This is a genomic window from Micromonospora sp. ZG13 (genome assembly GCF_059359355.1).
In genome coordinates, this window is the sequence record NZ_JCADBQ010000012.1 from 88,073 (window position 1) to 107,636 (window position 19,564).

Here is a 19,564-nt window from a genome sequence, read left to right on the forward strand (position 1 = left end):
TGTGTGGGTGTTCCGATCGGTGCACCCGCACAGGCCTTCCGCTGCCCGTCACGGACGTCCGGTCAGAACTGCTCGACCCAGTACGGGGCGACGTCCATCCAGCCGTTGGCGCCAGCGCCGTGCTTCCGGCCGCTGCTGTTGGTGCTCAGGGTGTACCAGGCGTCCACGAAGTCCGGGTCGTCGGTGTACCAGGAGGTGGGGATGGCGTCCAGGATCGCGTTGACCAGCGGGGTGTACGCGCCACCGTCCACGATCACCAGCAGGGCGCCCGCGATCGCCTTGACCAGGGACGAGTAGTTGGTGTCCCCGTCGTCCTCCATCATGACCACGTCGGCCAGGTTGTACTTGTACGACGAGAAGTGCACCAGCAGCTGGTTCGGGTGGTAGGTGGTGCCGTCGTGGTCCAGGTACGGCATCTGCACCAGGTCGACCTTGACCTTGCCGTCCAGCCCGAACCCGGCCACGAGGTTGTAGATCTCGGCGTCCCCCTTGATCCAGGGCTCCTCGTCGTCGCTCAGCCGGACGGCGTTGACCTTGGTGGCCCAGTAGCCGGCCGAGGCGCCCACCCCGGAGGTGCGGGTCGCGGGTCGCGCCGGAGCCGCCCGGTCGATGCCCCGCGCGCCCAACTCCTGACGCATCAGCGCCAGTCCCGCCGTGAGCGCCCGCTCGGTGTCCACGTCGACCACGAGCACCGGCCGCTGCGGCACCCGTGCGGCGTCCAGCACCACCGTGGCGCCGGAGCGGTCGTACGCCCTCACGCTCGGCGCCGAGTCGTCGGTCGGGGTGGCGGCCACCAGCGGCGCCTCGCCTCGGGCCAGTGCCGCGCGCATGTCCGGGTGGGCCAGCCGCAACCGCAGCAGCGAACCCGTGCCGCCCGGCAGGCCCTTGGCGACCAGCAACCGCTGGTTGGCGGCGCGCAGGTCGCCGGCGAGCCGGGCGTCGACGCCGGCGGCGAGCAGGTCGACCGGGCCACTCGCGGCGGCGACGCCCAACCGGGTCAGCTCCGCCCGATCGGTGACCGCCACCTGACGCGCCACGGCGTCGGTGATGGCGAAGACCGGGCCGGCGGCGACCGCCGGTGCCGGTGCGCGGTCATCGGGTCGGGCGTACGCCGGGGTGGCGACCGCCGCGACCAGGGTGGTGGTCGCGATGCCGAGGGACAGGACGGCGCGGCGGAAGGTACGTCGGTTCACATGGACTCCTCTGCGTCTCCCGGCCATCGGCTCGTGGCGGCGACCAAGAGATTGACGACGATAACTACATAGGTATACGTCCATCGGGGAGCCGTCAACATCACTGCGGACGCGGCCGGAGGCCGAGGGGTTCGCGGCGTAGTCGCGCAGGGTGGAGGGCCGACCGGAAGCCTCAGCGTCACGGACCGGACAACGCGTCAGCCGGTGCGACCTGCCGCGGCAGGGGCTGGTGTGGCCGTCCGGCCAGCTTGCGCCACAGGAACTCCAGCGTCAGCGCCCAGACGAAGGCGCGCTGCTCGCTGTTCGCCGCCGCGCCGTGCCCGCCCTCGACGTTCTCGTAGTAGGACACGTCGTGCCCGTACTCGCGCAGCCGGGCCGCCATCTTGCGGGCGTGCCCCGGGTGCACCCGGTCGTCCCGGGTCGAGGTGACGAGCAGGACCGGCGGGTACGCCCGGTCGCCGTCGACGTTGTGGTACGGGGAGTACCGGCGCAGGAACTCCCAGTCGGCCGGCACGTCCGGGTCGCCGTACTCGGCCATCCACGACGCGCCCGCCAGCATCCGGTGGTAGCGCCGCATGTCCAGCACCGGCACGTGCGCGACGACCGCCCCGAACAGCGTCGGCTGTCGAGTCAGCATCACCCCCATCAGGAGGCCGCCGTTGCTGCCGCCCTCGACGCCGAGCAGTTCCGGCGTGGTGATGCCCCGGGTCACCAGGTCGGCCGCCACCGCCGCGAAGTCCTCGTACGCCCGGGGCCGGTTCTCCCGCAGCGCGGCCCGGTGCCACCCGGGGCCGTACTCCCCGCCGCCCCGGATGTTCGCCACCACGTAGGTGCCGCCCCGGGCCAGCCAGCCCCGCCCGACGACCCCGCTGTAGTGCGGGGTCAGGGGGATCTCGAACCCGCCGTAGCCGGTGAGCAGCGTCGGAGCGGCGGGCGCGTCCGGGTCCCCCACCACGAAGTACGGGACCCGCGTGCCGTCGGCCGAGGCGGCGAAGAACTGCCGTACCGCCAGGCCGTCCGCGTCGAAGGTCGCCGGGGCCCGCCTGAGCGTCTCGACCGCGCCGCCGACCCGCCCGAGCCGCAGCGTGGCCGGCTGGAGGAACCCCTCCGAGGCGAGCAGGTAGGCGTCGTCGTTGTCCGGGTCGGTGTCCACGACCTCGCTGTGGTCGAACTCCGGCACCCCGTGCAGGGGCTCCCGCCGCCAGCCGTCCCCGTCGGGCGTCAGCACCTCCAGCCGGCTCCGCACGTCGACGAGGGTGGCCAGGATCAGCCGGCCACGGGTCCAGCAGTGGCCGCTGAGCGCCGTACGGTCGTCGGGACGGAAGAGCACCGTCATCTCCCGCCCGCCGGCGAGGAACGCGTCGAACCGGGTCGCCAGCAGGGTGCCCGCGGGGTGGGTCACCCCGCCGACCGCCCACGGCGAGCGCGGCCGGACGAGCAGCCACTCCCGGTGCACGTCCCACTCGGCGTCCTCCGGCACGGCGATCGGGATCCGCTCGCCCGTCCCGGTCAGCAGGTGTCGCTCGGAGCGGAAGAAGTCCAGCCGGCGGCCCACGAAGTCGCGCTCGAAGCCGGGCGTCGGGTCGTGCGAGGCCCAGACGGCGACGTCGTCGGCGTGCCCCTCGTGGACGATCTCGGCCTCGGCCAGCGGCGTGCCCCGCCGCCACCGCTTGACCACCCGGGGATAGCCCGAGGAGGTCAGCGAGCCGGGCCCGAAGTCGGTGGCGACGTAGACGTGGTCGGCGTCGATCCAGCCCACGTCGCTCTTCGCCTCGGGCAGCGTGAAGCCGTCCTCGACGAAGACGCGGCGGTCGAGGTCGAACTCGCGCACCACGACCGCGTCGCCCCCGCCCCGGGAGAGGCTGACCAGGCAGCGCCCGTAGCCCGGCCGCAGCACCGTCGCCCCGCTCCAGACCCAGTTCTCGCCCTCCTCGGCGGCCAGCGCGTCCAGGTCGAGCAGCACGTCCCACTCCGGCTCCGCCCGGCGGTACTGCTCGAGCGTCGTCCGCCGCCAGATGCCGCGCGGGTGCGCCGCGTCGGTCCAGAAGTTGTAGTAGAGGCGGTCCCCGCGCCAACCGGGATAGGGGATCCGGTCGTCCGCGTCGAGCACCTGCCGGAGCTCTGCCCGCAGGGCCGCGAACCCCTCTCCGCCGGTCAGGGCCGCCACGGTCTCCGCGTTGCGGTCCCGCACCCACCGCGCGGCGTCCGCACCATCAAGATCTTCCAGCCAGAGGTACGGGTCGTCGGTCTCCACGGTCAGCCTCGCCACCCCGCCACTATCCCCGACGGGAGGCCTACGCCCGAGTCGGGGCACCTGTCGGCATGGCGACGACCACCCGGCTCACCGCCACCCTGACCGTCGTGCGCACCGGTGGGGTCGGCTTCACGGCTAGGTGTGCCGCTCGGCGGCGTCGAACGCGGGCGCGAGCGGGGCCAGCGCCGCGCGGAGCTGGTCGGCCAGTGAGCCGGAGGGCACGACCAGTCCTCCGGCGGCGAGACTCTCGGCGGCGTCCGTGTTCCCGGCCGGCCGGAGCCAGCCTTCCAGCGCGATGCGAACCGCCGCGGCCACGCTTGCCGCGAGGACGCGGGCCGTGTGCGCTTCGGCGTGGTCCAGGCGTTCGGCGATCACCGCCGTGAGAGGGCGCTCGATGCCGGCGGTGGTGTCGAGGAACGCGTCGCGCAGCGCGGTCTGGGTGGTGATCAGCAGCAGCGCCTTGTGTTCGCGCTCGCCGGTGTTCGTGTACTGCTCGACCACTGCCTGGGTGACGGCGTCAGCCAGGCGCACTCCTGCGGGCCGGGCCGCGACCGCCGCCGCGATGCGCGCCTCCCGGTCCGCGGTAACGGCAGAGACGATCGCCTGCTCCCGGCTGGCGAAGTAGTTGTTGTAGGTGCGCGGCGAGACCCCGGCCGCTTCGGCGATGTCCTCGACCCGCACCTGGTCCGGTCCGCGCTCCTCGGCCAGGCGCAGGGCCGCCTCGCGTAGCGCCTCGCGCGTGGCCTGCTTCTTCCGCTCCCGCAGCCCTGGTGGTCTCGTCACGGCGTCAGCGTCCCACGCAGGGCTGCGGGAGCCAAAGTTGCGTACACGCAAACTTGCGTGCACGCACTTTTCCTGCCAGTCTCGACCCGACCGGGACCAACAGGGAGGACGTGACCATGCGAGCAAGAGGGATGACCTACGACACCGGGTTCGTCGTGCACGGCCAACTGTCCCGCGAGCACCTCGACCTTGCGGTGGTCCGGCGCGAGCTCGCCATCATCCGCGACGACCTGCACTGCAACGCGGTCCAGATCATCGGCGGCGACCCGGATCGACTGGAACTGGCCGCCGGTGCCGCCGCCGAACTCGGCCTGGAGGTCTGGTTCTCGCCCTATCCGCTGGAGCTGGACCCGGAGCAGATCCTGACGCTCTTCCGCGACTGCGCCGAGCGGGCGGAACGGCTCCGGCAGCGGGGGGCCACAGTCGTGTTCGTCGCAGGGGTCGAGCTGAGCGTGATGAACCGCGGGTTCCTGTCCGGAGAGAGCCCCGAGGAGCGGGTCGAGCAGCTGATGAGCCAACCCGAGCGGCGGGCCGGAGCGATACGCGAGCTCGGCGTGCGCATCAACGCATTCCTCCGCGAGGCCGCAGCCACGGTCCGCGAGCGCTTCCAGGGCGGACTCACCTACGCCTCCATCCAGTTCGAGCAGGTCGACTGGGCTCCCTTCGACATCGTGACGTTCGAGCTGATCCGCTCCGCCGAGGTCGCCGACCGGTTCCGGGACGCGGTGCGCACCCTGGCCCGAGGCCCGAAGCCGCTCGCCATCACCGGGTTCGGCACCGCGGCCTACCGAGGCGCGGGAGACCGCGGCGGGCGGGTGCTGGAAGTGGTCGAGTACGACCCGGAGACCAGGGCTCCCGTGCGGCTCAACGGCACGTACGAGCGTGACGAGGCCGGCCAGGCCGCATATCTGAGCGAACTGCTGGAGATCTTCGAGACCGAGGGCGTGGACAGCGCGTTCGTGTTCCTGTTCGCCCTGCCTGGCTACCCGCACCGCCCGGACGGCGACCCCAGGGACGACCTGGACCGGGCCAGCCTGGGCATCGTCAAGCTCCTCGAAGGGTGCCGGGGACAGACCTACCCCGACATGGAATGGGAACCCAAGGCCGCCTTCGCCGCAGTGGCGCAGCGGTATCGGAAGTCATCGCACAAATCGCACGAGTAGAGGACGGTATCCACCGGCATCGGTCAGCACGACCTTCTGACCTGGCATGCACGTGACCGTCGCGGGTAGTACCCGAACATGAGGGCGAGTTTCCGGCTCGGCCGGATAGCGGGCGTACCGGTCGGGGTCAACTGGAGCGTCCTGGTCATCTTCGTGCTGATCGCCTGGGGGCTGGCCGGCAGCCAGTTCCCCCGGGCCTACCCGGACCGGCCCGTCGCCGCGTACGTCCTGGCGGGGCTCGCGGCGGCGGTGGTCTTCTTCCTCGGCCTGCTCGCCCACGAGATCTCGCACGCGATCGTCGCGAAGCGCAACGGGCTGGAGGTCGGCGGGATCACCCTCTGGCTCTTCGGCGGGGTGGCCGAGCTGCGCGGCGAGGCGCGCGACCCGGGCGCTGAGCTGCGCATCGCCGGCGTCGGCCCACTGGTGAGCCTGCTGATCGGGCTCTTCTTCGGCGCGATCGCGGTGGTGCTCGCCGTGGCCGGGGTGGAAGGGCTGCTGCTGGGCTCGCTGGCCTGGCTGGCCGGCATCAACGTGCTGCTGGCGGTCTTCAACGCGCTGCCGGCCGCCCCGCTCGACGGCGGGCGGCTGCTGCGCGCGGCGGTCTGGAAGGCGACCGGCGACCGGACGAAGGCGTCGGTGGTCGCCGCCCGGGCCGGCTGGGTGCTCGGCGCGGTGCTGATCGGCCTGGGGCTGTGGCAGTTCCTGGCCGGCGTCGGCTTCGGCGGGCTCTGGCTCGCCCTGATCGGCTGGTTCCTCATCGGCGCCGCAGGCATGGAGGAGCGGCAGGCCCGGATGGGCAGCGCGCTGGAGGGCGTCCGGGTGGCCGACGTGATGACGCCGCAGCCGCAGACCGCGTCGGGGCAGATGACGGTGGGCGACTTCGTCGACCACTACCTCTTCGCGTACCGGCACACGGCGCTGCCGCTGACCGAGGACGACCACCCCGTCGGCCTGGTCACCCTCGACCGGGTACGCGGCATCCCGGCGGAGCGCCGGGCCGCCACCACGCTGGCCGAGGTCGCCTGCCGCGCCGACGAGCTGGTGCTCGCCCGGCCGGACGAGCCGCTCAACGAGCTGCTCCCCCGGCTCAGCGAGTGCGCCGACGGGCGGGCGCTGGTGGTCTCCGACGGCCGGCTCGTCGGGATCGTCTCGCCGAGCGACATCAGCCGGGCGGTGCAGCGCGGCAGCCTCCGGGAGCAGATGCAGGGCAGCCGGCCCGGCCGCTAGTCGCGGGGAAGGTAGTGGTCGAGCAGGTCCGTGCGGAACGTGCCGGCCGGGTCGAGCCGGCGCGCCAGGTCGAGGAAGTCGGCGTACCGGGGCCAGGCCGCGGCGACCGCCGCCGGGGCGAGGCCGAAGACCTTCCCCCAGTGCGGGCGCGGCGCGAACGGCGCGAGCCGCTCCTCCACCGCCGCCGCCACCGGCAGCACCGCCGCCGCGTCGGCGGTCCAGGTGAAGTGGATGGCGAGGCTGTCCCGCCCGTGGTTCGGGCTGAGCCACAGCCCGTCGCCGGCCACCGTCCGCAGCTCGCAGACCTGGAGCACCGGCGCGATCAGGTGCGCCACCGGGTCCAGCGCGGCCAACGCCGCCGCCGCCGAGGCCCGCGGCACGTGGTACTCCGACTGCAACTCCTCCCCGCTGCTGGGGGTGAACCCGAGCCGGAAGTGCGGCAGGCGTTCGTGCCACGGGCCCGGCTCGCCGAGCTGCGGCGTGCAGTTGCGCGCCGGCATGCCGGGCACCGGGTGCCGTTGCCCGTCGGCCGGCGTCGTGTCGAGCCAGTCCGCCGGGAGGGGGTCCGCGTCCGCGCGCTGCTTGACCCACACCTCCCGCAGCCGCGACGAGCGCCAGTCGGTGAAGACGCTGACGCTGTACGCCGAGGCGAGCGCCGCGTCCAACGCCGCGCGGGGCAGGCCGAGGCGGACGTACTGGCGGATGTCGAAGGTCGGCACCACGTCCAGGGTGACCCGGGTGACGACGCCCAGCGCGCCCAGCGAGACGACCATCCCGGCGAAGGTGTCCCCGTCGGCCGCCCGGTCCACGGTCAGCAGGTCGCCGCCGGCGGTGACCAGTTCCAGCCCGGCGACCGCGCTGGCCAGGTTGCCGATCGTCTCGCCCGATCCGTGGGTGCCGGTGGCGATCGCGCCGGCTACCGAGATGTGCGGCAGCGAGGCCAGGTTGGCCAGCGCGTACCCGCGCGCGTGCAGCCAGGACGCGAGGTCCCCGTACCGCATGGCGGCCGGCACCGTGACGGCCCGGCGGTCCGGGTCGAGCGCGACGGTCCCGGGCAGCCCGGCCAGCGAGACGAGGTCGCCGGTGGTGTCGCCGAGGCGGTTGAACGAGTGCCCCGTGCCCACGACACGGAGGCGTTCGCTGCCCGCCACCAGCCGGCGCAGCTCGTCCAGGGAGGCGGGCGCGTGGTGGCGGCGGGCGGCGTAGCGGACGTTGCCCGCCCAGTTGCGCCGCGGCACGGAATCGGCGGCGGTCACGGGACGCGGCGGCGCTCGGCGGGCCGCTCGTCGGTCGGCGCGCCGCCGAGCGCGTCGACGAAGCGGTCCCCGGCGTGCCGGGTGAGCGCCGCCGCCACCTCGGCGGGCTCCTCCCGGACCCGGGCCAGGTCCAGCAGCTCCACCGCGGCCCGGCCGTCGACCGGATGGCGTGCGTCGGCCGGGAGCCCGGCCAGCGTGCCCGGTACGGGCACCAGCAGCAGTCTCGGCGTGGCCGGCAGCCCCTCCCGGGCGGACGGGCGGGCCAGCGCCAGCGCCTCGACCTCCGTCCACGCGATCGTGCGGCGCAGCCCCGGACGGCGGACGGTCAGGCCGTCGACGCCGATGACGAACCGGAACGGACGCAGCAGGCCGGCCAGTACGCTCCCGCCCAGCAGTACGGCGCCACCGGCGACCAGCCGGCGCAGCAGCGCGTGCTCCCCCGGCAGCGCCAGCAGCACCCCGCCGCTGAGCACACAGACCAGGGGCAGCACCAGCGCCCCCCGGGTGCGGTGCAGTTCCACGTCGTACCCCCGTTCGACACCACGGTCTTCGGCACGCATCATCCGGCGGGCACCGGCGGGGCGGAACCGGTCGATCGGGCACGGTTACCCCGCCGCGATCGGGGAACGCCGCGACGATGAACACGTACCGCGATCCCGCCGCCCGAGAAGACGTTGCCCGCCGCCGCGCGCAGACCGGCCCCGACGGCCCGGAGAGCCTGGCGCAGAGCGGTCCCGTCGGCCCGGTGTCTCCGGTCGGCCCGCCGGCCGGGGCGTACCCGACGGGCACCACGCCCGGCCCCCGGCCGGTCCCGGCGCCTCCGCCCACACCGCGCCCGGTACCGCACCCGGGGCCGGCGCCCCGGCCGGGAGGCGCCTGACGGCGGGCGGCGCCTGACGGGCGGGCGCCACCGGGCAGCCCCTTCCGCCGGCTCGGAGCTGCGCGGACCGTGCCACCGGCTCAGAGCTGGGGCTTCACCTCGGCCGCGACCAGCTCCAGGTGGTCGAGGTCGGCCAGGTCGAGCACCTGGAGGTAGAGCCGCTCACTGCCGATCTCGGCGTACCGGCCGATCTTGTCGACGACCTCGGCGGGGGTCCCCGCGAGGCCGTTCTCGCGCAGTTCGTCCGGTTCCCGGCCGATCGCGGCGGCCCGCCGGGCCACCTCGGCGTCGTCGCGCCCGCAGCAGAGCACGAGGGCGTTGGACCAGCACAGCTCGCCCGCGTCCCGGCCGACCTCCGCGCAGGCGGCCCGGACCCGGTCGAACTGGGCGACGGAGTCCGCCACCGACGCGAACGGCAGGTTGAACTCGTCGGCGTACCGGGCGGCCAGGCGCGGCGTACGCTTCGGGCCCATGCCGCCGAGCAGGATCGGCGGGCGCGGATCCTGCACCGGCTTCGGCAGCGCCGGCGAGTCGCTGACCGGGTAGTACTTTCCGGCGAAGTCGAAGGTCTCGCCGGGCGGCGTCGCCCAGAGCCCCGTGACGACAGCGAGCTGCTCCGCCAACCGGTCGAAGCGCTCCCCCAGCGACGGGAACGGGATGCCGTACGCGGTGTGCTCCTCGGCGTACCAGCCGGTGCCGATGCCCAGCTCCACCCGGCCGCCGCTCATCTGGTCGACCTGGGCGACGGTGATGGCCAGCGGGCCCGGCAGCCGGAACGTGGCGGCGGTCATCAGCGTGCCCAGCCGGATCCGCCGGGTGTCCCGCGCCAGGCCGGCGAGGGTCGTCCACGCGTCCGTCGGGCCGGGGTCGCCGCTCACCGCGCCCATCTTCAGGTAGTGGTCGGAACGGAAGAAGGCGCCGTAGCCGGTCTCCTCCGCGCACCGGGCCACGGCGAGCAGGTCGTCGTACGTGGCGCCCTGCTGGGGTTCGGTGAAGATCCGCAGTTCCATGCTTCGAGCATAGGGAGCCGGCCGGGCCCGCGCGCCGATCCGCCCCTTCCGGCGGTGCCGCCGCGCGAAGTGGCGGGGATCCGATAGCGGCGGTCCTGGCCCCCGGGTCGTCAGCAGGTCCAGAGTGGAGGCCGGGCGACGAGTCGAGGAGGACGCATGGAGGACCAGCACCGGGACCGGCTGATCGGGGCGGTGGAGGCGCTGCTGCCGGAGGTGTCGCGCCGGGCCGGCGAGATCGAGGCCGCCCGTGGGCTCCCGGCCGACCTGCTCGACTCGCTGCGGGCCGCCGGCTGCTTCCGGATGTTCGTCCCCCGCAGCCACGGCGGGTACGACGCGGACCTGCGCACCGGGTTGCGGGTGCTGGAGGCGCTGGCCCGGGCCGACGGCTCCACCGGGTGGACCGTGATGATCGGCGCCGAGACGCCGCACCTGCTGGCGATGCTGTCCCGCGACCGGTTCGACAAGGCCTACGCCGACGGGCCGGACGTGGTGGTCGGGGGCGGGTTCGCCCCGCAGGGCCACGCCGAGCAGGTCGACGGCGGCTTCCGGGTCACCGGCCGGTGGGCGTTCGCCAGCGGCGCCCGGCACGCCGACTGGATCTTCGGCAACTGCGTGCTCACCGAGGGCGGCGCGCCGCTGCCCGGGCCGGCGGGGGCACCGCCGGCGGTGCGCTCCATGCTCTTCCCGGCCTCCCGCGTCACCGTCCACGACACCTGGCACGTGCTGGGCCTGCGCGGCACCGGCAGCCACGACGTCGAGGTGGCGGACGCGTTCTGCCCCGTGGAGGAGAGCTTCGACCTGTTCACCGGGGTGCCCTGCGTACCGGGGCCGGGCTTCGTGGCGCCGCTGGTCCACTTCGTCCTGCACCTCGGCGCGGTCGCCGTCGGTATCGCGCAGGGCGCGCTGGACGACATGGTCGCGCTGCTCGAAGGCGGCCGGCAGCGGCTCTACGCGCGGCAGTCGCTCGCCGACTCGCCCGCCTTCCGCCTCCAACTCGGCCGCGCCGACCTCGACGTACGGGCGGCCCGGGCGCTGCTGCGCGACCTGGCCGACGACCTGTGGGCGGCCTGCGCCACCGACCCGGCGGCGATCCCCGCGCTGCACCCGAGGATCTCCGCCGCGCTGCCCTGGGTGACGGAACGGGCCGCCGCCGCGGTCGACACCTGCTACCGGGCGGCCGGCGGCGGGGCGGCCCGGGACTCGTCGCCGTTGCAGCGCCGGTTCCGCGACATCCACACGTTCAGTCAGCACGCGGCGGCGGCGGAGGGCTGGCTCGCCAACAACGGCGCGCGGGTACTCGGCCGGCCGGTGGAGCTGGCCTACTGACGCCGGCGTGAAGCGGCGCGCGGTCGGCGGCGCGCGGGCGCCCGGGCAGCCGACGCGCGGACGCCGGGGTCAAGCGGCGCGCGGGGCGCCGGGGTTCAGCGGCGCGTGGGCGCCTCGGCGCGGGCGGGTGTCCCCGGTTTCCGACCGGAGCCGGGGCACCCGTCCGCCGTCGATCGACGGGTCAGCAGCGCTGCCGCTGCCCCGTGTAGTGCACGCCGACCTTGCCCACCACGGTCAGGTCGGTCAGGGCGGTGTTCGCACCGCGGTGCACGTAGCACGAGTAGCGGTGCTGGTTGATCACTTCGAGGTGGATGTGCACCCCGCTGTCACCGTTGACCTGGTAGCAGCTGGACCAGCGGAAGCGGCCCGTCTCGCCGAGCTTGGTCCACGGACCGACCGAGGCGCCGACGACGATGCCACCGGGCTTGTTGTTCACGTGCATCACGTCCGCCCGGCCGAGGATCTGCCCGGTCGTGGTGTCCCGGGCCTCGAGCCCGATGCGGTAGCCGCCGTCGGCGAGATTGCGGGTCGCGCAGCCGGCCTGGACGGTGACCACCTTGACGGCGACCGGGTGCCCCGAGGCGGTCTTGGTGCCGAACGGCGAGACGATCGTGGCGCCCGGGCTGCGGTAGATGTCGACGGCCCAGTCGTTGGGGTATCCCCAGTGGCCGAAGACGATGTGGTGTGAGGTAGGCCCGGAGAGGCCGAACCGGTCCCAGGTGGACGCGCCCTGGATCGGCGGATAGACGTTGACCGTGTCCGCTGTCGGATGCGCCTGCGCGGCGCTCACCGGGGCGACCACGGCGCCGACCACGAGCGCGAGAGCGGCCACCGCAGGGGCGAGACGAGTGAACTTCACATGATCTCCATGGCTGTCCTGGCGCAGCGGGACTCGGCGGACATCGCACCGGGTGGCGCACGAGCGTGCCTGCGCGCGATCCGGCGGATCTTATACCACCATCGATGGATTTCATGATCGACGTCGTTCCGCCTGCCTGCCCGGCTCGCCGGTCTCCGGCCGACCGTTCAGACGTACGGGCGGGTGGCGTACGCCGCCCGCAGCGCGGCCAGCCCCGTCGACTTCGGCGACAGGGTGCCCCAACCGGAGTTGAAGTAGTTGGTCCGCGCGATCCGGGGGCCCCGCTCCGCGTTGAGCTGGGCGACGGCGGCCGGCACGGTGGCGATCCAGGCCGCCTGGTCCGGCACCTCCGCCACGCGTACGCCCCACTCGGCGATGATCACCGGTCGGGAGAGGGCGACGGGGCCGAGATCGGCCACCGCCCAGTCCTTCGCCCGGCGGAACCGGGCCAGCGCCGTGTGGGTGGGGCTGGTGGCGTACGCGTTCCACTGGAGGAAGTCGAGCTTGGCCATCAGCGCCTCCGGGTGGATGCGCTGGAAGCACGCCCGGTCGAAGCCGCCCACCCCGACCGAGAACGTCGTGCCGGCGGGCAGTTGGCGGGCCTTGAACCAGTTCACGATGTACGTCATCGCCTGCACCGCGCGGGCATCCGACTGCGCCCACGGGTAGGTGACGCCGGACTCGGTGGTGCCGAACTCGTGGTCGGTGTCCAACTCGGAGGCGAGCTGGATGTTCACCCCGAAGCCCAGGGTCCGGTACTGGGACAGGGCGCGGGCGAACAGACCGTCGCAGTGCCCGGCCAGGACCTGGCTGTAGCCGTACGCCCGGGGCCAGGTCGTGCCGGGGCGCTGCTGGATGGTCATCGCGGGCGCCGGGACGGTGTAGCTGACGCCGTCCACGGTGAAGGTTTGCGGCCCGGCGTTGGGCGCGCCGTAGTGCTTCAGCTCCAGCACCATGTTCATCCGCACCCCGGCCCGGCCGAGGGTGATCAGCCACGGCCGTTGGTAGCCGGGGAAGGTGTAGCCGTCGGCGAAGCTGCGGTACTGGGTCAGCGAGCGGAAGTTCCCCCCGGCCATGTCGGCCGTCGGATCGGCGCCGCCGGAGAGGTAGTAGCCGCCCAGCACCGGCGGCGCGATCGTGTAGTCGGCGCTGGCGGTGGCGGTACGGCCGCCGTTGTCGCGCACCGTGACCGTGACCCGGGGCATCACGCCACCGCCCGGTAGACGGCGACCGAACCGTTGTCCGACGCCCTGGTCCAGGTGCGGCCCGAGTCGTCGGTGACGGCGAGGGTGAGCGGATCGATGACGGCGGTGACCTTGACCGGCGCGCTGCTGTTGCCCTGCGCGTCGGTGACCACGATCGTGACGGTCACCGGCTTGGTGTCGGCGTCGCCGTAGGTGACCGTCAGGATCATCTGGTCGCCGGGCGAGTAGGTGGTGGCGTTCAGGGATGCGGTGGCGGTGGGAGCGGCCATGCCGGCTCCTCTCGTGCTAGGCCCCCCCCGGACCTGACCGCTCGTGACCACGGCCGGCTCCGGCTGGGGAGGATGGCGTCGGGCGACGCTTCAGCCGCCGGGCACGCGACGGCGTGGGCCCGGGCGGCACCTGGGTACGGCTCGCCGGCCGCGCTCGTCTCGGGACTGCCGCGCGGCTGAGGTGGCTGCCGGAACGGGGACGTCGGTGTCGGTGTCGGTGAGGCGGCATCCGCCCGGGGCGCCCGGGACGGTGGCTGCCGGGAGCGCGGCCTCGCGGTGCGTGGGCGGCCGGCGCTGCACTACGCCGGGGCCGTCGCGGGGCCGGGCTCGGTGATGGCGGTGTCGGCCGGGACGATGCTGTCCCCGCCGGGCCCGAGGGATGGGATGTGGCCCGCCATCCTCACGCCTCTCACCTGCTACAACAGTGCGTCGGACAGGAGGCTTACGTCCTGTCCGTCATCGGACGGCCGTCGCGTCCGGCAAATGACTGCGTTCCGGGCGTAAGTGTGCCGAGGCGGCCCTGGCGACGACCTCCTCCGGGCTGAGCGGCGCCTTGGGGTGGTGGGACAGGCACATCGGCGTGTCCACCTTGACGAACGCGAATCCCTCTCCGGCCACGTAGAACTGGCCGCTCTGCATGAGGCCGATGTCGGGCAGCCGGCCACCCTTGGCCTCCGCCAACTGACGGGCCGCGTCGATCTGCGCGGGAGCATTGAGCAGCCCGAAGAACTGCGTGGTGGCGTTGCCGGAGATCTGGTTGTGCAGTCCCTTCGGCGCCTGGGTGGCGAAGACCAGCCCGAGCCCGTACTTGCGGGCCTGGGAGGCGAGGGCGATCGTGCTGGCGGTGCAGGCCGTCTGCCCGGTCGACGGGGCCAGGGTCTGCGCCTCGTCCATCACGAAGAGCCCACCCAGGGGCCGCTCGCCCGCCGGGTGCCGCTTGATCCAGGCGAACAGGGCCATCTGGAGCTGGTTGACGAAGCCCTGCCGTTCCTGGTCCGACGTGAGCCCGACAAAGCTGATCACGGAGATGCGGGCCCGACGGCCCGGCGAGGGAGTCAGCAGCAGGCCCGGATCGGCCGGGGCGCCGACGCCGCCGAACAACGGGTCGGTGACCATGGCGGCCTTCAGGGTCTCGGCCAGGTCCTGGGCCAGCTTCTCCGCCCGGCTCAACCGGCTCACCCCGTCGGGCAACTCGGCGAGGAAGTCGGTGAAGCCGGGCAGGCCCACCATTCCGCTCCTCGCGTACGCCTGGAGGGCCTCGGTCAGCACGGCCTTGCCCTGCTGGGCCACCTTCGTCGGCCGGTCCACCCCGGCGCGCGGGGCGAGTGCCTCCACCGTCGAGCGGATCGCCTGGTCGAACTCGTCCGGTGAGTCGCGGACAGGAGTGAAGTCCGGCAACGGCTGGAAGGTGAGCGGTCGACCGGCGTTGACCCGGGGCGTCCAGATCACCACCTCGGTGTGGTCGAGGTGGTCGCGGGCCCGCTCGGCGTCGCCGGGGCCCCATCCGGCTGGCGGTTGCGGCCAGGGATCGCCCAGGCGGGCGAGGTCGTTGTTGGGATCGAGCACGATCGCGGACACGCCCTCCCGCGCGCATTCCTCGACCAGTCGCCGGATCAGCACGGTCTTGCCGGAGCCGGAGCCGGCGAAGATCACTGTGTGCCGGCGTAGCGACTCCAGGTCCACCGCGAAGGGCCGCGCCCCGTCGGTGGTCCGCCCCAACAGGATCGAGGTTCCGTCGGCCGAGGCCCTTCCGCCGTCGACCCGCGCGTCGTCCTCGCCGCCCACCCCGGCGGCCGGCCCGCCTGAGCGGGCGGCCGGCCCGGTCTCCGCACGGGTCGCTCCGGCGGATTCGCCAAGGATCGTTGCGAACAGCTGCGTGGAGCTGGCCGGGCGGCGCGCCACCAGCCACTCCCGCAGAACGGAGGCCGGTTCGCCGCTCAGTTCACGAAGTGCGGCGAAAACCCGTAGGTCCCCCTCTTCGACGCCGCAGCGGATGCCGCCGGCCGCGTCGAAGGCCGCCAACACCTCCGCCGTACGCTTGCCGGTCGGCCACGGGCCGTTGCGCAGCAGCACCAGCCGCCGTTGCGGCAACGCACGGTCGAGGCCCGCCATGGTGCAGGCCGCCTTCACCCTGGCGGTCACCGCGATCGCGTTCGGATGCGAGATCCCGCGAAGACACCAGTGCGCCTCGTTCTCGGTGGCCTCGTCCAGCACCTCGATCAGCCGCCCGTGCAGCGCCGGCTTGCGGCCGGGCGGCGGGTCGTACTTGTAACTGGCACCGGTTGGAGCCTGCTCGGCGATCCAGGCCGCCAGGCCGGCCGCGAGGAGCGTCGGCATCTGTGCGTCCTCGGTCCGCGGATCGAGCGCGGCCGTCACGTCGGCCCCCGCCACCAGCTCGGCGAACCGGTCGTCGAGCCGCCGCAGGCACGCATCGTCGCCGGCGACTGTCTCGCCTGCCGCCCTCGGGCCGACCGTGGTGCCTCCGCCTGACGGTTCGGGCACGCCCGCGACGTGGTCGCCCACCTCGATGAGGCGGTCGAGTTCGGTCACCTCGTCCCGGTCCCGGCACCAGGCGACGTGCCGGTCAACGCGGCGCAGCAGCGCCCGGGGCGTCAACGCCGGGGCGTCAGCGAACGCCTCGGGCCTGATCGGCCAGGTCGGATGCGGCGGTGCGAAACGCGGCCCGGCGAATGCCGCGGTGAACCGCTTCGCGACGATGGCCCGACCGATCTCGGGGGTGGGAATCCGGTCGGGCAGGGTCGCCTGCCGGAACCGGTCGCCGACCGGGGTGGGCGCGCTCCTGGTCAGCAGTTCCCAGGTGTCCGGCAGGCACGACACCACGATCAGCGTCCGGCGGGTGACGTCACGTAGCTTCAGCAGACCGTCGGCGATGGGCCCGACGACCTTCGCCTGGGCGTCCTCCAGCCCGGCGTACTGGTCGAACATCGCGGTGCTGGTCTGGGCGAAGAGCGTGTCGAGCTGGTCGACGGCTATCACCGTGGGGTCCAGCGTCAGCGCCATCAGCCGCGAGACATCCTGGACGATCTGCTGCGGGGTACGGATCGCCGGGGTCAGCCCCCACGTCGTACGGCCGGCCGGGTCACCCGGCTCGGAGATCAGGTGGGCGTAGCCGACGTCCTGTGCCTCGAAGTCGAGCGCGCCGTGCAGGACCAGCGCCCGGGCGGTGTCCTGGCAGTCCCGGCCGATCTCGCGGTGGCGCGTCCGCAGGGCTCGCACGAAGGTGTCCAGGTGCTCCCGGGTGACCGGCTGCGTGCCGGCGACCGCGTCGCGTACCTCCGCCGGGATGCCGAGCTGAGCGGTGAGCCGACGCAGGAACGTACGCAGCTGGGTGCCCCAGCCGAACGCGTCCCGCCCCATGCCTTCGACCAGGGCCAGCGCCACGCTCTCCCAGAACGTCTTCCCGCTGACCATGTCGACCAGGAAGAAGTAGCCGCCCTCGCGCTGGATCCGATCCCGCACCGCTCCGAGCAGGTGCGTCTTGCCGGCACCGGCGCGCCCCTGCATGGCCACCCCGAGGGGCACTGTGGTGTCGTCGGTGCGGGCCCTGCCGACCCCGCGCAGGATCTCCGCCACCACCTTCTCGTGCAGCTCCGGCACGTCGTGCGGGCTGGGTCGCCACACGTCGTCGGGGGTGACCGCCGGGTTGAGACTGACCGCCTCGAGCGCGGCCCGTACGTCCTCAGCGATCATGCCGGGCCGATCGCCAGGGTGTGGTTCTCCTCGTCCCCGATGCGCACCGCGGCGGCCCGGTCCCGGGGGGTCAACGACTTGGTGTTGGCGACCGGGATGATCCGGACGCCGTCCCGGTGGACCATGGCGCGCAACGTCGCGTCGACGGTCGCGCGGTCCTGCCCACCGAGGTGCTCGCGCAGGTCGGCGAGCCCCACCCAGGCTCCCGGCTCCCGGGCGAGTTCGCGATAGGCGGCGCGGATCAGGGCCTCCACGGCCTCCGGCTCCGCGGCCACCGGTGCCGACGCGGCGCCGGGTGGCGTCGAGCCGGCCGCCGGGTCCGGGGCGACCGACTGCTGCGTGAAGAAGTCGGCGTGGCTCAGCCCCAACCGGCTGAGCGAGCGGTGCAGGCCGGCCAGCAGGGTGAACAGCGAACGGGTGGCCGAGCCGCTGCGCGCGGGCGGGGCGCCGGCGTGCAACTGCCGCACCACCCGCCACCCCTCGTCGGTCAGCTCGTGGGAGAAGGGTCGGTGCGACCGGTCGGTCTGGACCAGGCCGAGCGTGACGAGCTTGGCGTTGTCGGCACGGGTGAGGCTGAACCCGGCCAGCTCCTTCAGCTCGGTGTTGGTCAGTTCGCGGGCCTCGACCATGAGCACCACGAGCGCGTTGATCTGGTTGGGCGTCAGCTGGGGAAGGTCCGCCGTGCTCGTCATGGTGCCTCTTCTGTGTGGGGGTGCGCGCCGGTCCGGCGACGACGGGTCAGCAGTTGCCGGATCATGCCGACCACGGCCTGGACGTCGGACAGCACCTGCTCGTTGGTGAACCGGAGCACGTCCAGCCCGAGGAGTTGCAACCGCACGTCACGTCGCCGGTCGTTGGCGAATCTGATTCGTTCCCGATGTTCCGGGCCGTCCACCTCGACCGCAAGTCCCTCGGCCGGCCAGAGGAGATCCAGGCGGTAGGTCTCGCCGAGCAGGTGCCAGTCGTACGTGTGGTTCCAGCGCCGGCCCCGGGCCCACTCGTGCGGTGCCAGCGCCAGCTCCAGGGCCTGCTCAGCAGTGCTGTCGCCGCGCGGCACCCCGGACAGTGGCGGGAACGTCAGCGCCGGCAAAGGCTCGCGGACGGTGTCGGGAACCCGACCCGTCTGCACCGCCAACTCGGCCAGGCTCGACGGCAGTGCAACCCGGACCGACCGGACCCGGTCGACCGTCCGCAGTTCCCGCCCGGCCAGCCAGACGGTGAGGCGGCCGTGCCGCACCAGCCATTCGGCGGCGGCGACCAACGCGCGTTCGGTGTCCGTCGTCAGTTCGTCGGTCAGGCCGACCAGCAGGACGCACCCGTCACGGTCGTACGCGGAGGCGATGACGCGGGCCAGGCCGGCAGCCCGTACCTCTGCCGGGAAGCGCGGCCGGTGCTGCCGGTTCTCCCCGCGCAGCGCGCGCTCGGCGAGGTCGGCCAGGAACGGGCCGAAGTGCTCGGAGCGTGCAGCGGCCCGCGAGGCCAGGGACCGAACCGCCGCGGCGCCCAGCGTGCCGGAACCGTCGAGCCGTTCGGCGCCGGGCAGCCAACGGGGAAACAGCGTGAGCGCTGCCCGGTCCAGTTCGTCCAGGACGGCGGCGAGCAGGTCGGTGAAGCCGCCGCGGGCCGGTACGCGGTACCGAACGACGACCGGAGCCGCGACCGGTGCCGGATCGAGTCCCACGTGTAGCAGCTCGGCGTCGATGCCGGGCAGGTGGCTGACCTTCTGTGGTGGAAGGGCTTCCCACCACTTGCCGGGAGGTACGCCACTGGCCATGGCCGAGCACGTTACCGAGGATCGATCGGGCGTGCCGCCCGCCCGATCCGGTCACCCGGGCCTGCGCCGCTGCGCTCGTCTACGCCCCCCACCCTCTCCCCCGCTTTCCCGCTCGTGATCAGGACGCTAGGGACGTCACCCGGCGGTTTCAGGGTCCGTGGCGTCCTGATCACCACTGGTCCGGCCGCGCCGGGCTTCAGGCGGGCGATGGTCTGTGGGGAGGATCCTCAGCCGCGCCCAGGCACGGACGCGAGTTGCTCGCGTCGGGCGCGTACGGGGCGGCGGCGGGCCGGAGTCGGCCGTACAGTGTGCCGACCGTTCGATCGAGGAGGGGTTCTTGACCCAGCCACCACCGGTGCCGGGCCCTCCGGGAACCGGCGACACGCACGGCGACACCAGCGACGATCCCGGGAACGCGACGCCGTACCTGCTCGTCATGCCGCCCACCGAGGGCGCGCCGCCTCCGATGGTGTGGCCCGGGGCGGAGGGCGCGCCCGCCTGGGCGATCCCCGTCAGCATCCCGCCCGGGACGCGCGGGTACGCCGTGTTCATCCCGCTGATGCCGGCCGCCGCGGACCCGCCGGCCCCGGCACCGTCCGTCCCCGCCGCCAGGTCGGCCGAGGCGTCGGCCGCGCCGGCCCCCACAGTCCCCGC

15 protein-coding genes are annotated in these 19,564 nt (G+C 73.7%); 3 read left to right on the plus strand and 12 right to left on the minus strand.

Annotated features, from left to right (window positions below):
• Window positions 1–62: 62 nt before the first annotated feature.
• The 3 genes from AC5L34_RS22460 to AC5L34_RS22470 all read right to left on the minus strand — a co-directional run bounded on the left by AC5L34_RS22460 (window position 63) and on the right by AC5L34_RS22470 (window position 4,230).
• Complete coding sequence (locus AC5L34_RS22460) at window positions 63–1,193, minus strand: DUF3103 family protein (protein ID WP_441175075.1); 1,131 nt, start codon at window positions 1,191–1,193, stop codon at window positions 63–65.
• A 178-nt stretch (window positions 1,194–1,371) separates the two neighbouring features.
• A complete protein-coding gene (locus AC5L34_RS22465; RefSeq protein ID WP_441175076.1) occupies window positions 1,372–3,462 on the minus strand; it encodes a prolyl oligopeptidase family serine peptidase in 2,091 nt (696 codons plus the stop codon).
• Between the two features lie 120 nt (window positions 3,463–3,582).
• Window positions 3,583–4,230: a TetR/AcrR family transcriptional regulator gene (locus AC5L34_RS22470; protein ID WP_494826837.1), complete on the minus strand. Its 648-nt coding sequence runs from the start codon at window positions 4,228–4,230 to the stop codon at window positions 3,583–3,585.
• Between the two features lie 131 nt (window positions 4,231–4,361).
• Here AC5L34_RS22470 and AC5L34_RS22475 point away from each other — a divergent pair, with 131 nt between their 5' ends.
• Both AC5L34_RS22475 and AC5L34_RS22480 read left to right on the plus strand, forming a co-directional pair.
• Window positions 4,362–5,393 carry a glycoside hydrolase family 113 protein gene (locus tag AC5L34_RS22475; RefSeq protein ID WP_494826839.1) on the plus strand — a complete coding sequence of 344 codons (1,032 nt, stop codon included), beginning with the start codon at window positions 4,362–4,364 and terminating at the stop codon, window positions 5,391–5,393.
• A gap of 78 nt (window positions 5,394–5,471) precedes the next feature.
• The gene (locus AC5L34_RS22480; protein WP_441175079.1) at window positions 5,472–6,620 is read left to right on the plus strand and encodes a site-2 protease family protein; all 1,149 of its coding nucleotides are present in this window, start codon (window positions 5,472–5,474) and stop codon (window positions 6,618–6,620) included.
• Here AC5L34_RS22480 and AC5L34_RS22485 read toward each other — a convergent pair.
• The 3 genes from AC5L34_RS22485 to AC5L34_RS22495 all read right to left on the minus strand — a co-directional run bounded on the left by AC5L34_RS22485 (window position 6,617) and on the right by AC5L34_RS22495 (window position 9,766).
• Entirely contained in the window at window positions 6,617–7,858 is a 1,242-nt protein-coding gene (locus tag AC5L34_RS22485) for an FAD-binding protein (protein WP_441175149.1), read from the minus strand. The two genes, AC5L34_RS22480 and AC5L34_RS22485, sit on opposite strands and share 4 nt — an antisense overlap.
• 14 nt (window positions 7,859–7,872) lie before the next feature.
• Window positions 7,873–8,439, minus strand: coding sequence for a hypothetical protein (locus AC5L34_RS22490; RefSeq protein WP_494826841.1), 567 nt, complete (start codon window positions 8,437–8,439; stop codon window positions 7,873–7,875).
• A gap of 397 nt (window positions 8,440–8,836) precedes the next feature.
• Entirely contained in the window at window positions 8,837–9,766 is a 930-nt protein-coding gene (locus tag AC5L34_RS22495; protein ID WP_357659591.1) for an LLM class F420-dependent oxidoreductase, read from the minus strand.
• A gap of 156 nt (window positions 9,767–9,922) precedes the next feature.
• Here AC5L34_RS22495 and AC5L34_RS22500 point away from each other — a divergent pair, with 156 nt between their 5' ends.
• Window positions 9,923–11,092: an acyl-CoA dehydrogenase family protein gene (locus AC5L34_RS22500; RefSeq protein ID WP_441175081.1), complete on the plus strand. Its 1,170-nt coding sequence runs from the start codon at window positions 9,923–9,925 to the stop codon at window positions 11,090–11,092.
• Between the two features lie 181 nt (window positions 11,093–11,273).
• Here the strand turns inward: AC5L34_RS22500 and AC5L34_RS22505 are convergent, their stop codons facing one another.
• The 6 genes from AC5L34_RS22505 to AC5L34_RS22530 all read right to left on the minus strand — a co-directional run bounded on the left by AC5L34_RS22505 (window position 11,274) and on the right by AC5L34_RS22530 (window position 18,910).
• Complete coding sequence (locus tag AC5L34_RS22505) at window positions 11,274–11,951, minus strand: hypothetical protein (protein WP_441175082.1); 678 nt, start codon at window positions 11,949–11,951, stop codon at window positions 11,274–11,276.
• 167 nt (window positions 11,952–12,118) lie between these two features.
• Window positions 12,119–13,156: a hypothetical protein gene (locus tag AC5L34_RS22510; protein ID WP_441175083.1), complete on the minus strand. Its 1,038-nt coding sequence runs from the start codon at window positions 13,154–13,156 to the stop codon at window positions 12,119–12,121.
• Entirely contained in the window at window positions 13,156–13,425 is a 270-nt protein-coding gene (locus tag AC5L34_RS22515) for a hypothetical protein (protein ID WP_250101982.1), read from the minus strand. The genes AC5L34_RS22510 and AC5L34_RS22515 overlap by 1 nt, the downstream gene beginning before the upstream one ends.
• Before the next feature lie 456 nt (window positions 13,426–13,881).
• Window positions 13,882–17,136 (minus strand): helicase HerA domain-containing protein, encoded by a 3,255-nt coding sequence (locus AC5L34_RS22520; protein ID WP_441175084.1) that lies wholly within the window; start codon window positions 17,134–17,136, stop codon window positions 13,882–13,884.
• The gene (locus tag AC5L34_RS22525; protein WP_441175085.1) at window positions 17,133–17,828 is read right to left on the minus strand and encodes a hypothetical protein; all 696 of its coding nucleotides are present in this window, start codon (window positions 17,826–17,828) and stop codon (window positions 17,133–17,135) included. The genes AC5L34_RS22520 and AC5L34_RS22525 overlap by 4 nt, the downstream gene beginning before the upstream one ends.
• Window positions 17,825–18,910, minus strand: coding sequence for an endonuclease domain-containing protein (locus tag AC5L34_RS22530; RefSeq protein WP_441175086.1), 1,086 nt, complete (start codon window positions 18,908–18,910; stop codon window positions 17,825–17,827). Before AC5L34_RS22530 ends, AC5L34_RS22525 begins: the two co-directional genes overlap by 4 nt.
• Window positions 18,911–19,564: the final 654 nt, after the last annotated feature.

Coding starts and splice junctions, on each gene's coding strand:
- AC5L34_RS22475 (WP_494826839.1), top strand. CDS start 4,362: ATGACCTACGACACCGGGTTCGTCGTGCACGGCCAACTGTCCCGCGAG.
- AC5L34_RS22480 (WP_441175079.1), top strand. CDS start 5,472: ATGAGGGCGAGTTTCCGGCTCGGCCGGATAGCGGGCGTACCGGTCGGG.
- AC5L34_RS22490 (WP_494826841.1), bottom strand. CDS start 8,439: ATGATGCGTGCCGAAGACCGTGGTGTCGAACGGGGGTACGACGTGGAA.
- AC5L34_RS22495 (WP_357659591.1), bottom strand. CDS start 9,766: ATGGAACTGCGGATCTTCACCGAACCCCAGCAGGGCGCCACGTACGAC.
- AC5L34_RS22500 (WP_441175081.1), top strand. CDS start 9,923: ATGGAGGACCAGCACCGGGACCGGCTGATCGGGGCGGTGGAGGCGCTG.
- AC5L34_RS22510 (WP_441175083.1), bottom strand. CDS start 13,156: ATGCCCCGGGTCACGGTCACGGTGCGCGACAACGGCGGCCGTACCGCC.
- AC5L34_RS22515 (WP_250101982.1), bottom strand. CDS start 13,425: ATGGCCGCTCCCACCGCCACCGCATCCCTGAACGCCACCACCTACTCG.
- AC5L34_RS22520 (WP_441175084.1), bottom strand. CDS start 17,136: ATGATCGCTGAGGACGTACGGGCCGCGCTCGAGGCGGTCAGTCTCAAC.
- AC5L34_RS22525 (WP_441175085.1), bottom strand. CDS start 17,828: ATGACGAGCACGGCGGACCTTCCCCAGCTGACGCCCAACCAGATCAAC.
- AC5L34_RS22530 (WP_441175086.1), bottom strand. CDS start 18,910: ATGGCCAGTGGCGTACCTCCCGGCAAGTGGTGGGAAGCCCTTCCACCA.